The sequence below is a fragment of the Nostoc sp. genome, from assembly GCF_036916655.1.
Lineage (GTDB): Bacteria > Cyanobacteriota > Cyanobacteriia > Cyanobacteriales > Nostocaceae > Nostoc.
Genome location: NZ_JBALFY010000010.1, coordinates 158,333 through 174,293, shown reverse-complemented (window position 1 = coordinate 174,293; position 15,961 = coordinate 158,333). Strand labels below are relative to the sequence as shown.

The 15,961-nt window shown below is 41.3% G+C and carries 13 protein-coding genes; 4 read left to right on the top strand and 9 right to left on the bottom strand.

What is annotated here, in order from left to right:
- Positions 1-187: 187 nt before the first annotated feature.
- Positions 188-607: a hypothetical protein gene (locus tag V7L31_RS02605; protein ID WP_334694804.1), complete on the bottom strand. Its 420-nt coding sequence runs from the start codon at positions 605-607 to the stop codon at positions 188-190.
- A 49-nt stretch (positions 608-656) separates the two neighbouring features.
- Positions 657-1,505: an FAD-binding domain-containing protein gene (locus V7L31_RS02600; protein ID WP_334694803.1), complete on the bottom strand. Its 849-nt coding sequence runs from the start codon at positions 1,503-1,505 to the stop codon at positions 657-659.
- A gap of 327 nt (positions 1,506-1,832) precedes the next feature.
- On the opposite strand from V7L31_RS02600, the gene V7L31_RS02595 reads away from it, so the two are divergent.
- Positions 1,833-3,518 carry a SulP family inorganic anion transporter gene (locus tag V7L31_RS02595; protein ID WP_334694802.1) on the top strand — a complete coding sequence of 562 codons (1,686 nt, stop codon included), beginning with the start codon at positions 1,833-1,835 and terminating at the stop codon, positions 3,516-3,518.
- 453 nt (positions 3,519-3,971) lie between these two features.
- On the opposite strand, the gene V7L31_RS02590 is transcribed toward V7L31_RS02595, so the two are convergent.
- The gene (locus tag V7L31_RS02590; RefSeq protein ID WP_334694810.1) at positions 3,972-4,640 is read right to left on the bottom strand and encodes a pentapeptide repeat-containing protein; all 669 of its coding nucleotides are present in this window, start codon (positions 4,638-4,640) and stop codon (positions 3,972-3,974) included.
- 209 nt (positions 4,641-4,849) lie between these two features.
- Positions 4,850-5,524 carry a cadmium resistance transporter gene (locus tag V7L31_RS02585; protein ID WP_334694801.1) on the bottom strand — a complete coding sequence of 225 codons (675 nt, stop codon included), beginning with the start codon at positions 5,522-5,524 and terminating at the stop codon, positions 4,850-4,852.
- 550 nt (positions 5,525-6,074) lie between these two features.
- On the opposite strand from V7L31_RS02585, the gene V7L31_RS02580 reads away from it, so the two are divergent.
- Positions 6,075-6,542 (top strand): Crp/Fnr family transcriptional regulator, encoded by a 468-nt coding sequence (locus V7L31_RS02580; protein WP_179067769.1) that lies wholly within the window; start codon positions 6,075-6,077, stop codon positions 6,540-6,542.
- Positions 6,543-6,679: 137 nt separating this feature from the next.
- Here V7L31_RS02580 and V7L31_RS02575 read toward each other — a convergent pair whose 3' ends face one another.
- Positions 6,680-8,137 carry a cobyrinate a,c-diamide synthase gene (locus tag V7L31_RS02575; RefSeq protein WP_334694800.1) on the bottom strand — a complete coding sequence of 486 codons (1,458 nt, stop codon included), beginning with the start codon at positions 8,135-8,137 and terminating at the stop codon, positions 6,680-6,682.
- An 825-nt stretch (positions 8,138-8,962) separates the two neighbouring features.
- Positions 8,963-10,873, bottom strand: a complete 1,911-nt coding sequence (locus tag V7L31_RS02570; protein ID WP_334694799.1) for an ATP-binding protein — start codon at positions 10,871-10,873, stop codon at positions 8,963-8,965.
- Between the two features lie 317 nt (positions 10,874-11,190).
- Here V7L31_RS02570 and V7L31_RS02565 point away from each other — a divergent pair, with 317 nt between their 5' ends.
- Positions 11,191-11,394 (top strand): hypothetical protein, encoded by a 204-nt coding sequence (locus tag V7L31_RS02565; RefSeq protein ID WP_179067772.1) that lies wholly within the window; start codon positions 11,191-11,193, stop codon positions 11,392-11,394.
- 286 nt (positions 11,395-11,680) lie between these two features.
- Entirely contained in the window at positions 11,681-12,535 is an 855-nt protein-coding gene (locus V7L31_RS02560) for a cyanophycinase (protein ID WP_334694798.1), read from the top strand.
- Positions 12,536-12,773: 238 nt separating this feature from the next.
- On the opposite strand, the gene V7L31_RS02555 is transcribed toward V7L31_RS02560, so the two are convergent.
- The 3 genes from V7L31_RS02555 to V7L31_RS02545 form a co-directional block, all read right to left on the bottom strand.
- Complete coding sequence (locus V7L31_RS02555; protein WP_334694797.1) at positions 12,774-13,325, bottom strand: hypothetical protein; 552 nt, start codon at positions 13,323-13,325, stop codon at positions 12,774-12,776.
- A gap of 201 nt (positions 13,326-13,526) precedes the next feature.
- Positions 13,527-14,441: a M23 family metallopeptidase gene (locus V7L31_RS02550; protein WP_334694796.1), complete on the bottom strand. Its 915-nt coding sequence runs from the start codon at positions 14,439-14,441 to the stop codon at positions 13,527-13,529.
- Positions 14,442-14,581: 140 nt separating this feature from the next.
- Entirely contained in the window at positions 14,582-15,583 is a 1,002-nt protein-coding gene (locus V7L31_RS02545; protein WP_334694795.1) for a phycobilisome rod-core linker polypeptide, read from the bottom strand.
- Positions 15,584-15,961: the final 378 nt, after the last annotated feature.

Sequence of the window (15,961 nt, the reverse complement as noted above, 5' to 3'; positions counted from 1 at the left end):
ATTGATGTTTAACTTTCTAAAAGTACTATGGGGTCTAGCTTCTGGTGCTTTCTACTTTTATCTACGCTCATCAATATTTAGATGCGTTTACCCTGGATTTCATGTCTGTCAATGCGTAAGTCTTAAGGTTTTTAGCCTTAACTCAAGCGTATTGCCGCAACCCCTTCTCCCAATTTGGGAGAAGGACTTAGGGTGAGGAAATATAATTTTGAGCCACTTTCCAATAGCGCGAGAACCGTTTCAGGTCAATATAGCCGTCATAGTCAAAAAATGGTTCTATCTCTAGCACTTCCACTGCTATGGAAGGCTCCATTTGATTAGAGATATCATTAAACCGGGGACTGGGACTATTAGCTGTGACAACTAAATTCGCATCATGTTCTTGAGCAAAAGCTAAAATTTCTTGTGCCACATTGCCACGACGAATAACAACGGGTAACTCTAACAAACATTCGTAGATAAAAGCGATGCGTTTGAGACTCAATTGCCATTCTTCTATCAAAGCCTCGTCCCAAACCCAAATAGCTGGCGCATCGGGGTATTTTTGTAATGCGGGATTATTTGGACTAAGGCAGTCTCCATGTATCCAAACAATTGGTTTAGTCATTTGTCATTTATTATTTGTCATTTGTCATTATTCTCTTCTTTGTCCTCCCCTACTTCTTCTTTCCACGCTGCCAACTTTGGCTGTTAGCTTGTTTGCTAAATTCGCCTTCGGGAAAAAGTCGCTGTTCTAATTCTTCATAACTGCCTTCAAAATCACAATGACCATAAAGCGGACATTTTTGGCAATAAACGCCTTTGGTGTAGCGTTCTAAATTCTCACGGTTGAAAAAATACGGTTTATGACTAAAAGTGCTGGCAACCCACTGCCATGACATATTATTACTAGCAGGATCTCCATCTAAAAGGTGTTCAAGAAACCACTTGGCTCCTGTTTGCCAACGAATACGCCGCCAATGGATAATGTAAGCTGCTAGCCACATTCGTGCGTGGTTATGTAGATAGCCAGTTTCTCTCAAATCACGGCTAAAGCTGTCGATGCAAACTCTGTCACTGGTTCCTTCTCTGATATCTTGCGGTAATTCGGGTGCATATTCGCCCACAGTGTAACCAGTTTTATACTCTTCCTGGTCTTTCCAGATTTCATTCCCTAATTTTATATACAACCGTTGCCAGTAGTCCCGCCAACCTAACTCGTTAATTAGTTTCGTAGCATCATCTTGGTGTTGTACCGAGTTTTGGACATAATCTCGAATTTCTCGCAAACTCAAAACTCCATAACGAATATAAGGCGAAAGTCGCGTGACTGCACCTGTGAAGAAATTACGTGTTTGGGCGTAGCGAACTGGGTCAATTTTTTGCAGCGTTTTTTGTGCGGCTTTGTGTCCCCCCACAGTTTCGCTGATGTGGCCATCGCGTTCTGCTGCACCTGGAAATTGTTCGCGCAGGTAAGCTAACAACTCATCGCGGTTGGTAAATTCGCGTTGCATATCTTTAGTCATGTGAACTTTGAAGGGTGAGAATAAATAAACAAAAAACCTATAAGTTAATTTATTATTGCGGATAAATATAAGCGATCGCTCTCAACCTGATGAGAGAATTTTTTCCCTGCTAAAGAACTCTGTAGCGATCGCTAACTCTTGTATATACACTATATCTACTTTGTCAAGTCAACCTGCGCTTTTATTAATCAGCAAGTAGGCGAACTTGAACAAGAAAGCCACACCCGATGGTAAAATCTTCCACAATTCTGATGAAATCTACCGAAAAGATCGAATAACATTTGGGTGTGCTTCAACAAATTGTATACAAAAGTTGAAAATGACGATATGGCAACATCTGAGATCCTCAAAGAACCATTGCTTTTGCGCTTGAGTCGCTTGTTTGGTGGACTGCGTGGCGATTTGACGGGAGGACTAACAGCAGCAGTAGTAGCATTGCCTTTAGCTTTAGCCTTTGCGGTGGCTAGTGGTGTGGAACCAAAGGCGGGACTTTACACTGCGATTGTGGCGGGAATTGTCGCCGCAATTTTTGGTGGTTCCTCAGTACAGATTACAGGGCCAACAGGTGCAATGGCTGTGGTTTTGGTGGGAATTGTCGCCAAGTACGGCCTTGAGAAAGTTTGGATTGCTGGGGTAATGGCTGGGATTATCCAGATTGCCTTGGGGGTTGCCAAACTTGGACAGTTAGTAAAGTTTATTCCTTATCCAGTGACGGCAGGTTTTACCAATGGTATTGCCGTGATTATTTTTTGTGGTCAGTTAAATAATTTCTTTGGTTTAAAATTACCACGTAGCGAACATTTTTTACCGGGACTTTGGCAAAGTTTAAGTCATGTAGAAGCTTTAAACTGGGCAGCAGTTACCTTAGCAGTTGTGGTGATTGCAACTAATCTTTTATGGCCCAGAATCAATACGACAATCCCAGGTTCTTTAGTGGGACTGGTGTTAGCAACTGCGATCGCTTCTGCTTTTCATCTAAATGTACCAACAATTGGCACGATTCCTCAATCTTTACCGATGCCTCAAGGTATTCCCCACTGGAATGATTTTAGTGTGATTCGAGAACTAATTAATCCAGCTTTGGCTTTAGCGGCGCTGGGAAGTATTGAATCGTTGCTATCGGCGGTGGTGGCTGATGGGATGACTGTTAGCGAGAAACATAATAGCGATCGCGAATTAATTGGTCAAGGTTTGGCTAATATGATTGTGCCATTTTTTGGTGGTATTCCTGCCACAGGTGCGATCGCTCGGACTGCTGTGAATGTCCGTTCTGGCGGTAAAACTCGACTATCTGGAGTAATTCACGGACTTGCTTTAGCCATCATCGTTTTAACTTTAGCACCCCTAGCAGCACAGATTCCTTTAGCTGCACTCGCTGGGATTCTGATGGTGGTTAGCCTGCGAATGATTGAGTGGGAAGCTATTGGTTTATTGATGCGTGCTACCTACTCAGATTTTGCGGTGATGATTCTCACCTGGCTAGTGACAATCTTGTTTGATTTAGTTCTCGCCGTCGAAGTGGGATTGATTGCAGCCGGAGCCTTGTTCATCAAACGGATGAGCGATTTAAGTTTAGTTAAAATACCTGAAACCGAAGTATTTCCCCCTGGTACTCCTTTAGAATTAGGTAAAGAAATTGCCGTTTATCGGGTAGATGGCCCCGTATTTTTTGGTGCTGCTGAACGGTTTGCTACCTTCCTCCGCGATGAACCGGAAGTAAAGTATTTAATTCTGCGGTTGCGATTTGTACCAAATATGGACACAACTGGGTTAGTAGCCTTAGAAGATATTTATCATGACTTAGAACGGCACAATTGCCGCTTAATTCTCACAGGTTTACAACCCGAAGTCCAACAACTACTAGAACGTACAGGATTGTTAAAAACAATTGGATTATCAAATTGTTTTGAAACAACCACTGAGGCGATTTGCTCTATCTCTCCTCAGATTGCATGTTCTCAACCTGTAGTAGCTAATTTGGAAACAAAAGAATTGATGGAATTAATTGACTAACAATATTTTGCCATTAAGAGAATGTTTGAAAAGTCGCAAAATATCCTATAAAGCCCTCTGGGAAGAGGCTTTGATTTACCAAAAATACTTTTTAAATATCCTCTCTATTTTTCCTCTCTCTGTGTTCTCTGCGTCTCTGTGGTTGGTAGCCCTGACTTTTCACGGTATCTGAAAAACCTCTCTCTAAATCTCACTCCTTGTAGGAGAGAGACTTTGAATTTTCCCCCTTCCCGAAACGGGAAGGGGGCTATGGGGTTAGGTCAATCGTTAGCTTTTCAACATAACGTGAAAAGTCAGGTTTAGCCTGCGACAAGCACCTTTGTGTCTACGTTTATTACGAATTACATACACATTAATTAAAGCCTGATTCAGCTATGAATACAGGCTTTTGATGTTTGTTATTCAATTTGGACAATCAGGGCACAGCATTGCCGTGCCCCTACCGTGTGGTAATTACTGAATAGCGAATCCTTCCGGTCTGATTGCATCTTCCAAATCAACGCCCATCAGGTTAGCTCCCTGGATGTTTGCATTTGTGAGATTTGTATTTTCCAAGTCTGCGTTTTGTAAGTTAGCGGTTTGCAGATTTGCTCCCAAGAGGTTGGCTTTTTCTAGGTCTGCATCAAAAAGGTTTGCTCCCATCAGGTTTGCTCCCCAAAGGTTTACCTTGCCTAAATCTGCTCCTTGAAAGTTAGCCCCTTGTAAGTTTGTTTGCTGCAAGTTAGCCCTTTCTAAGTCTGCATTTTGTAAGTTAGCACCTTCCAAGTTTGCTGCTTGCAAGTTTGTGTCCTTTAACATTGCCCCAGCGAGGTTACAGCCGACACATTCATTGGTTTGTAATAAATGTCTAACGTTTGCTGCTACAGACACTATTGGCGATACAATCGGTGATATGACTGGTGTTGTCACAGGCTCCATTGGCGATATCGGTGATATGACTGGTGCGGTTACAGGCTCCATTAGTGATTCAACTGGAGCTAGTTCAGATTCCGTAGGTATGGATGGTGTTAGTGTTTGGGCTTTAGCGCTAGGCTGGATAAGCAGAGTACATCCCGCTACAACTACCAAAAACACTACTTTTACGAGCCATTGAGTTAATTTTTTAGAGTTCGATTGATTCATTAGTTCCTTCATAATCTGATTCCTATTGGTGGGCTTGCTTTTATAAGAGCCATCGATAATGTGCTTTATTCTCACTTTAGATAACTTGATTGATAAGAGCAAATATTATTTTTATTCATATTGATAAATTCAAGTGATTAATAAATCTTTGTGGATGGGAAACGATCGCTGATTTTTTGTTTAGATCAGGAATTGCGATCGCCTCATACTTAGTTCCCAAGCATTGCCAGACTAGGTAAAAGTCGATATGTTTCACTTTTAATCAAGATGGAGAGTCCCAAGTAAATTAAGACAAAGGGGAAGATTTTTCGACCATAGCGAGTTAAAACGGGAGCCATGAGAGGATTACGAGTCAGGTTGTAAGAGAGGAAACACCACACTCCAACAGTGAAGTAGCAAACACAGAGAATTACACCCAAACTTGGAAGATTGCTACTGGCAAACAATGGTACATAAATTCCAATGTTGTTTCCTCCATTGGCAATGGTGACACTGGAAACGCGGTAGGTTTGCGGATCGCGGATGGTTGCTAATAGTGATTTCTTCTGGCGTGCAGATTTTGCAGGAGAGGTTAAATCAACTGATACCGCTTGTACTGTCTCTCCCTCTTCTTCTCGATTGATAAGATTACTGATACCAATAGCTACGGGAAGCAAACCAAGCAAACCAATCCAGGTAGTGGGAATAATCAGACCGCCGAAGAAACCAGGCAAACTAGCAAACACTAAGGCAGTGAATCCCAGAAATTCACCGATAATTATATGCTTAGGCCGAAAGCTGCGATTGACTTTTCCGAAGAAAGCCGTCAAATATAAGTTATCGTCAAAGGTGGTTGCAAAAGCAGCAGAGATTCCGATAATTAACGTACTAATTAGCCAACTCATAATTCTTACTCACAGTAATTCAATGCTGTTTGTCTTAGTCCTTCTCTGCTTCTGCCAATGAGAGCAGTTAAGGAAATTTTGTGGCTGTTTCACCTAACGACAACTGATCGAGATTCGTTGTTAATCAGCCAATAACCCAATTTTTAGAGGCAATCGCCTGCAATCAAATTGGTACTTTTTTCTCAGCAAGGTACCTTGGGAACTCATGGAGTTAATATTATGGCTTTCAAGGAAATAAGATCAAATATTCTTATTTTTTAAAAGGATAAATAAAAGTGATTGACAAATGTACTTTAATTGACAAAAATTCTTCCGGCTAAACCGCATAGAGAAAAGTAGCAGTTCGTCATACCAAATACTGAGTTAATATCTGAGAAGTTTAAGTGCGTAGTTTACCGCCGTAGGCATTGCTCCTATAGAAGAGAAACCCGATCAAATGCTAAAGGCTGAGATATTCTTGGCGACTAGCATTTAACATCGGTTAAGATGACTAATTGCCCTCAACTTCAGTTTTGAGATGTTCAGTAATGTTGGATTTTAACTTGTAATTATGCTAACCAGTGTTGACCGTTTATTATTTGTCCGGCGAGTCCCGATTTTTAAGGAATTGCGGGATGATTTTATTGTGCGGCTCACTTCAGTGATGAACGAATTGTCATTTCCAGCTAATTACACCATCTTTCGGCAGGGAGAAGAAGGGCGATCGCTCTATATTGTGGTGTCAGGTCGAGTTAAAGTTCACATTGGAAACAAACAACTTGCAGAAGTGGAACAGGGAAAATACTTTGGTGAGATGGCAGTATTTGATACTCAACCCCGATCCGCCACTGCCACGACTTTAGAACCTTGTGAATTTTTAGAACTGACGCAAGAGCAACTTTATGATGCGATCGAAGAAACTCCCGAAATCGCGGTGAATATCATTCGTGAGTTATCCCGTCTGATTCGCAGATTGAATGACGATATGAGTGTAACGAATCCCCCGCGAACAAATCCGGGGGTTTTTAGCAGAGAGTAAGATCGGCACTCATTTCCGAACTCTTGAAGAAGAATTCAGGAGTCAGAATTCAGAATTCAGGAGTCAGAATTAAGAAGACGCGACTCGAAAATACTCTCTACTGCTGCGCTATCCACCAGTTACACAGAATTTATTCTCTAAGCTTTAGCCCATTCTGGCTCCTGACACCTGAATTCTGTTTCGATAATTTCAGCTTTCAGAGATGCTACTTTCAGACATTCTTTAAGAAACTGCTGGGGAATCTCTACAGTTTCTCCCCAATGCAGATGCACATAAGAGGCATAAACATTTGCAGGCAAACCCCATCCCTCGTATCCCATATTTTCGTCACAGTCGTAGCGAGAAGTTGCAAATAGGGGCTGAGTGGGAGTTGACGTTAAATGGGAACGATGAAACTCATGTCCGTAAACAGTTGTACCTGTATTCACTAACAGATTATCTTGCAAAGCTACTGCTCGACGATACCCCAAAGTTAAACGCCCACCCATCACAGCAGATGTCGGTAAAACTCCGGCCATTGGCCAAGATTTACCCTCAAAATCGACAATTTGCTCACACAAATACATCAATCCGCCACATTCGGCAATTGTAGTTATTCCTTTAAGTATTGCCGTTTTTACTGCATCACGAGCGCTGGTATTTTCTGCTAATTGCTGGGCAAAAACTTCCGGGAAACCGCCGCCAAAATACATTCCCTGGATATCTTTTGGGATGTCAGCATCCTCTAAGGGACTCCAGAAAACCAGTTCTGCGCCAAGCTGTTGTAGCAAATCGAGATTGTCTTGGTAGTAAAAATTAAAAGCGCGATCGCGGGCTACTGCAATTTTAACTGGGGATGAGGCAGATGGGGGAGATGAAGGAGATGAGGGGAGAGGTTTCGATTTTAATAAAGGTAACAAGCGTTGCCAGTCGAAGCAAGTATCTCCTAAATCGGCGAGGCGATCGATTAAAGCATTGAGTTCGGGGAGTTCGGCGGTGGGTACTAAACCCAAGTGGCGATCGGGAATTGTGATGTTATCTTGACGCCGCAGTACGCCGAAAATGGCTAATTGTAAGGGTTCTAGGGAATCTTTGAGGAGAGAGAGATGGCGATCGCTCCCGACGCGATTTAACACTACTCCAGCTATTTTAATTCGGGGATCAAAAGATCGATAGCCGTGAGCGATCGCAGCCACAGAACCAGATAAACGACTACAATCAATCACCAACACCACAGGCAAATCTAAAAGTCGCGCAATGTGTGCCGTACTCGCAAAGTCTGTAATTTGTCCTTTGTCATTTGTCATTTGTCCTTTGTTTTTTACAAATGACGAAACTCCATCAAATAATCCCATCACCCCTTCCACGAGGGTATATTCACTCAGTTGACTATGATGGGCAAAACATTGCTGAATGTAGGATTCGGAAGTTAGCACGGGGTCTAAATTACGACAAGCCCGACCGGTTACGTGTTGATGAAACATCGGATCGATGTAGTCTGGGCCTACCTTGAAAGATTGTACTAAGCGATCGCGACGGCGTAAAGATGCTAAAAGGGTGAGCGTGACTGTTGTCTTACCCACCCCACTACGTTCCCCAGCAATGACTAAAGCCATAAATGAAACAAATTAGGTTTTGATGCAGCAACTATTTTGACTATTAACTGTGTGTCTATCATCACTTTTTGCAAAAGCAGATGCACCAGTTTCTCAAACCGACTTACTATTATCCTGCGATGCCTACGGCGGTAAACTACGTAAATAGACCATGCTGTAGGGGCACAGCATTGCTCATTGGTGTCAACTTAAGCTGGAAATAGCTTAACTGTTGGCTGACATGCCCGCCCGGAAATAAATGAGTAATGAGTAATGAGTAATGAGTAATAAGTAATAAGTGATACCCATTACTCATTACTTATTACTTCAAAAATAAATTTTTTTGGCTTTTAGCTTAAGTCTACTTCAGTAGACTGGAGATTTTTAGTCATCTTCAGATGACTTTAGCTATGAGACGGGAATTTCAATTCCCGGCGGACGAGCGGTTTCACGTTAAGTTGACACCAATGAGCATTGCTGCGCCCTTACGAAAGATATGGTTAAAAACCTTACTCATATTTGGTATTTCTTGTCAATGCGTAAGTCCTAGTTATTAGCCCTTTCAAGGTGGTGAAATTTGGAACGAAGATTGGTTATTTCGACCTTCAAAAATCCCCAAATCTAGGCGGAGGATTCAAGGTGGTAGCACTGGAACAGCGTATCTTCGTTTGCCACCTTGAAAGGGCTAGTCCTAGTTATTTAATTCTTATTCCTAGTTAAGGGAACTCCAATAAATAAATTATCCAATATTGTGGGATGGGCAACATGAGCGCCCAGTCGATATGGTTCTCGTGTTGCCCACCCCACAGGAGTTAATTGGATATTTTTTATTTGGAAGTCCCTAACTCACAAAATTGCCCCGGTTTCTTTCAAATAAACCCGCGTAAATGGTTCATCTTCACCCAAAGTATAATCTTCAATCAACCCTTTGCGACGAATAGAAATACCGTTGCCTTTTCTAATTACCACAGTCGAACTATCAAAAACATCCCGCACCAAAATCGTCTCAGTTTCGGTGGGATTATCCAAAACTACGAGATTGCTATTCTGGTAAAATATGCCCTGTTCTTCGAGGATGTCTTCAGGGTACTCGGCAATTAGCAAATCAAGTTTGGGATGACGCAACAAAGTTTGGACATTACTGTTGTAATCTTTGCTTAATACTTTTTTCGCGCGATTCACAAAAACGGCATCACGACAAACAGCGCCTATTATCCAGTTGGGATGTTGCAACAGGATATGGTCAATTGTCGCTTGCAGTTCTTCAACTGAGATTTTGTTAAAGGTAATAATTGGTATCCTGGCATCTGCACCCGACTCAAAAAAGGTTTCTAAAATATGAGAAGGGACATCAACACTTTCACCAACAGAAGGTTTAAGATGCATTAAAACCCCTGGTGCAGCATTGATTTCCAGGATGGCAAAGTTACTAGACTTCCAAGATTCTGCAAGACTTTTGGTAATCACATCAATCCCTAGACAAGTCAACTGGAAATGTTGGGCAATATCTTGGGCCAAGATAATATTGTCAGCATGAACTGTCGGAGTTGCATCAATGCTTATACCTCCGGCTGAAAGATTGGCGACTTTACGCAGGTAAACAGTACGTCCTTTCTCAATCACGCTTTCTAGTGATAAGCGTTGTTCCTCTAGATAGAGTTCCATCGCTTCATCAATCTGAATTTTACTCATTGGCGAAGTTGGCGTGTCTAAACGTGCAGGTTTGCGGTTTTCTTGGCGAATTAACTCTGCAAGCGTTAAATACCCATCACCAACAACCGATGCCGGACGGCGTTCTGTGGCGGCAACGAATCGACCATTGACACACAACAAACGAAAATCCGATCCTGAGATGCTTTTTTCAACAATTATTCGGGTTTGCTGATTTTCGGGAATCGCTGCCAGTGCGCGATTATAAGCAGATACCAGTTCTTTTGAGTCTTGTACATCAGCCGTAACGCCAATTCCTTTGTGACCTACCACTGGCTTAACTGCCACTGGGTAGCCAATTTCTCTTGCTGTTGCTAAGGCTTCTTTCTCGAAAAAGACAATATTACCTTCAGGTACCGGAAAACCCAAGGTTTTTAGAAATGCCTTACAGTCATCTTTACGGGTGGTAAACTCCGAATCTAGATGGCTATCACAGTTAAATGTTGTTGCTACCCCCCGGACGTGTTTTTTTCCCAACCCATATTGCATCAATCCTTCTTCCCACAAATAAAAGGCGGGAATACCTTTCTCGTAGGCGGTTCGCAATAGGGCGTAAACCGTGGGGCCGCCGTAGACAGATGCGCGGAATCTATCTTGCAACCTCACCAACTGCTCATCAAAGGTGAAGTCTTCGTCTTGGGTAATGGCTTCAAACCAATCCCAAACAAAGTAAACTACTTCTCTAGTTGTGCGTTCATGTAATGATTGGACACTAATTTGGGTGAGATGTGGATATGGCTTAACACTCCAATGGTTAAGGTGTAAATCCATATCTAACTTGCCGACTTCGGAGACAACTTGAGCAAAGAGATGGGCATAAGATTCGTAGGTTTGATCGCGAAGATTTGGATAGCGATCGCCAATGTTCGTAATATAATCTTCAATGGGCAAAGGCTCTCTAGAGTCAATTAGAGCAAAATCGAATACTAGCGCCCCAACATCTAAATAGGGGTTGGGCCCAATATAATGCTTGAAGTTGAAAATATCGAATACATCCGTTCTTCTAGCATTAACGCGGACTAATTCACTGCTTTTTTGTAGAACCATTGATTTATGAACCTTTGGCTGAACACCCTTAATTTTAAACGCTGAGTTATGGTTACTCAGAATTGTTGACTGTAGATTAGTTGACATTTATTTTGGAGAGTAATGGCTTGGCCATTCAACTAATCAGAACCTAAGCTAACTCTATTAGTAAGCATTTTCAACTATCTCAAGGCATAATTAAATCCCCATTCCTCAGCCAGGAATCAAGCACAGTCAATTCATCCTCATGAATCATCAGAGATATAACTTTTGAAAGGTACAACACTCACTTAAGAAAGTGTATAAATAAATGTGGGGTATCAAAAAGACAGCAAAGTATGAATAGCACACAAGCTGCTCTAAGAGATGAAATTCGAGAACTTGCTGAAGAAGCTTTTCACCAAAAGCTGATTTCTGGGCACGGAGATGGGGCTGACATGGATGAGTATCAAATTGTTTACCAAGGCAAACCCAGGCATCTCCCACTAGAACAAGCACGTTTTTTCTTAACTAACTTGCTTTACAGAAGCCGGATTCATTAGCATTTGCCATTAAATATCATCTAGTTGCACTCAGCTAGAGTTATATACCAATTACTCTTAGTCACATAGCCAACAATGCCTCTAGAAGTATTTTCTAGAGGCAGTTGACATTGTGGATTTTACTGAGTAGACGAAGATTTAGGTACTTTTTAGGATAAATCTTTTGGTCTAATTGCGATCGCAAATGTTAATCCTATTTGTATCAAGTAATCTACCAAAGGGATGATTTGATAGCTTTAATTGTCATGGTTTAGTGAAATTTATTAACTCAAATTCAGGGAGCATCATGGTAGAAAATAATATCAAACGGCAGTTGGTAATTATTGGGGGAGCCGAAGATAAAGAAGGAGATTCCGTAATTTTGCGAGACTTTGTACGACGCGCTGGCGGGACGAAAGCGTACATTGTCATTCTGACAGCGGCGACAGAACTACCAAGAGAAGTGGGAGAAAATTACATCAGAGTGTTTGAGCGCCTGGGAGCCGAAACTACTCGCATCATTGATACAGAAACTCGTGAAGATGCATCTTCATCTACCGCCTTGGAAGCTATTAAGAAAGCAACTGGTATATTTTTTACAGGAGGAGACCAAGCTCGGATTACCAGTATCCTTAAGGATACTGAAATCGATGTGGCAATTCACAAACGCTTCTCTGAAGGTGTAGTTGTCGCAGGTACAAGCGCGGGCGCTGCTGTGATGCCAGATAAAATGATTGTAGAAGGTGACTCCCAGACACATCCTCGGATTGAAACTGTTGAAATGGGCCCAGGTATGGGATTTTTACCAGGGGTAGTAATTGACCAGCATTTTTCTCAGCGTGGACGTTTGGGGCGCTTAATTTCAGCTTTAATACTAGAACCTGCTGTCTTAGGATTTGGTATTGACGAAAATACCGCGATGGTAGTTACAGATAATCAAGTTGAAGTGATTGGTGAAGGCGCGGTGACGATTGTTGATGAATCAGAGGCTACATATAACAATATGGGCGAAATTTTGAAGGATGAGTCTTTGGCAATTTGTGGAGCAAAGCTTCATATTTTGCCACATGGCTTCAAATTTGACCTGAATACCCGCCAACCTATCCTAAATAACGGCTCTGTTTCAAATAGCTCTGTGCCAGTTGCTTCAATCAGCACCTAACTTTTAACAGATGTATTTTAACTGCAAGTTTTATGCTTCGTGGCGGCGGCAGCCGCTAACAATAAAGTTCGGTTAACAAAATCTCAAAATTTTACTTTATAAGTAGTGGTATACATCTGTACGCCACTACATCCGATTGATTATGCTGCACAGATTTTTGAAAATCATAATACTCAAAGGAAGATAAAGAAGAGAAGCTGAACTGTATTGAGTTATATTGGTCTCTGATAACCAATGACTAATTTTGATAATTTGCCTCAATTTTGTTTAACCAAATTACTAAGTCATCTGCATGAACTTCTATCTCACTTCCTAAAGTTTTGACATATAGAAGTCCATCACTAATGCTTAAATCTCTGATTGGATACCATGAATCTCTTGTCTGGATTAAAAGATCAGATGAAATTCCTAGTTGTAAAGTATTCTTGCGATATTTCCACCAAGCTCGCCATAAAAGGACAGATTTAGTACATTGCAACCTATAGCCTTGAGGAACTTGGCAGTATTGATAGCAATAGAAGCCATGACTATTTATGTTACCCTTAAGAATGTAATTGTATTCTGCTAAAGCCTGATTCAACAATTCCCAATGAGATGATTTAGACAAAATCAAAAATTCAGATATTGTAGCATTCAGTTGGGCAGTGCTAATTATACCTTCAGATTTTGCTGTCAAATGGTTAATTTTATAAACTGTTTGTGCTGTTAAAGACGGATTTGCCAATAAAATATCTTTTTTCTGGATAGAGTTGCCTACAAACTCCCTAACTAAATCTAAATTAGACAGCATAAAATTGTTGATACTAACTGAACTGGTGTTGTGATTTCTCTAACACTCTGTAAATTAGTATCTACACTGATTTTGTTATGAGATCAGGATAATTCTGCTCTATATTTATACTGTCTTTGTAGCGGGAATTTACCAATAACATTAGTATTGAGTACTTTTACTTACTCACTACTGAGTAGGAATTTCTAATCGCCCAATACTTTATGGCGACTTTGTTAGAGTATAAAAACTGTCAGAACGAATCTGACTGCCATTTCGCCAAACTTCCACTTTTTGAGGAGTGATTAAATAAGAAAAACTACCATTATTTGCTCGATATCTGCTTTTACCAATATGCAAAGCTTGTATCTTTATCGGCTGACTTGAATCTTGCTTTAACTGCCCAATATAAAATAACTGACCATTTTCTTTACAGACTTTTACACGAGTGCTTGCAGTCTCACCTTCAATGATGGTAGTTCCGTTGCACTTAGTATCACTGCTTATAAGTACAAAATCTCTTGGAATTGGCTGTGAAGGTGAAATTTGCTTTGCTACTGGGGGTGTCGAGACTGGCTGATTTGGGTTATCGAGTTGCTGAACTCTAGAACCAGAGCCAATACTTGCAGTTACGGATGTCAACAGACGAAGGGGGTCAACTGCTATTTGGCCATTTGGATGAACTTCAAAGTGCAAATGAGGTGCTGTGCTATTGCCTGTAGATCCCATCTCGGCAATAATTTGACCTTGAATGACCTGTTGACCCTTGCTCACCAACAAACGGCGATTGTGACCATAAACAGTAGTGCTACCGTCGAGATGTTTGATGGTTATGGCATTTCCCAATCCCCAATTATCCCAACCGGCTTTGACAACTATACCGGATGCCGCAGCAACAATCGGAGTTCCAGATGACCCGGCGATATCAATTCCTTCATGTTGATATTTGCGGAAGCCTTGAGAAATAAACCCTTGAGTCGGCCAGATTAAATTAGAAGCAGGGATAGGAGTTTGCTGGATGGGGGAATCGCCTGCTAACTGTGTTAAGGCAGATGTAGCTGTACTTAATACAGCAGTTAAGGATATTAACCCAATTATTCCATAAGTACGATATTGATAAACGCTAGTTTTTTTCATAAATTACAAGTCTATTAAAACAATAATTCAGACACTTTCTGGTTATTTGTTGTTTCAAGCCGACTCGGAAAATATCAGGAAATAAAAGAGGTGAGTTAACAAAAGCCTAACCCACCTGACAAAACTAAACAATAGATAAATTAGCCATTAAAAACACGGCTGCGCCACTTATTCAATCGGGCTTCTCCAATTGTGGCAGACCGTCGAGAATCAGCAATTTGCTCTTGCAAAACTGCAATCTGTTTTGCTTGGGCGTCAGCTTGCTGTTGTAAAGATGTATATTCACCTGTATTGCTAACAGAACTGGAAGACTGCCAACTACTACTAAATTTTGTTGCCCCGATGCTAGCAAAGGGTCTTAAGTCTGCTAGTTGTTGTTGCAAAGCTGTAATCTGACTTTCTTGGTCTTGAATCTTTTGCCGTAAGCTTTGTTCGCCTGCTGTGGGAGTTGCAATAAAGGCTGGAGCAGTAGTTTCTGGCTTTGGCTTGAATATTTCAGCAAGTATTGCACTCACATCGGTGGGTTTCAGTTTACCGTAAGGAGTGTTGGTAATTAGCGATCGCACCAGTTGGGCTTCATTATTCGTAACTAGGTTCTTATCACTGCTAGAATTGCTCCGTACCAGTTGTAGCATATTGGTAAATTCCAATATCTTTTGACCCGTTTGGGTTTTGTAACCCCGGTAATATGGGACTATATTATCCCCAAAGGCATTTAGATACTCGTCACTATCAAGATAAGAATCAATATCTGCCTCAAAACCTTTCTCATCTAAAATATTGCTATGATAAATCGTCTCGGAGTAGTCATCAGGAGCGCGGCCCAGTAGGTGTTTAAAGTTCAGTTCAATGGCACGGTAGCGGTAAACGTTATTAAAAAATCTAGAGCGATACAACTCTGATTTGGCAATCTGACGCACAAACTCACGAACATCAATTAGGCCTTGCTTGAGTTGGGATTCTGGAACGATAAGCCGCTCACTTTCCATAACGTAGGCATTACCCAATACTTGCCGATAAACTGCCCGAATTACAATTTCGATGTCATCAGCTGAAGCAATAGTCCATAGTTCGATGGGTTCTGTTTGGGAAAATGCTTGATATTGGCGTCGGCCGGTTTTGTCGTCGATGAAGGTCTGCATATTTGGGTTGGTGTGGGTAGGAGTAACTAATGACTTTTAAAGGTAATGGGAATTAGCACCTTTCTCTTACGAGACACGCAAGAAATACAGAAGTCAAAAGTAGCCGATGTGTTAGGTTAAGAGACTTTTGAGAACCCGCAAAATAGCAACTTGCTCTCAAAAATCAAAAGTCTAAAAACTTCTTTGCCTAAGCTTTCAACCTGTTATTATCTGGCTGCTTACTTTTGCCCAACAATGCTAAATGGTTGTTAGTTTTTAGTTTTCAGCACTTAGTTTTACCAATAACTACTAAAGCCTAACTACTAATACCAATTCTTTATGAAGCTGCATAGAATTCGCTCCCTCCTAGCCCCCCTTAAAAAGGGGAGAATCGGAAAA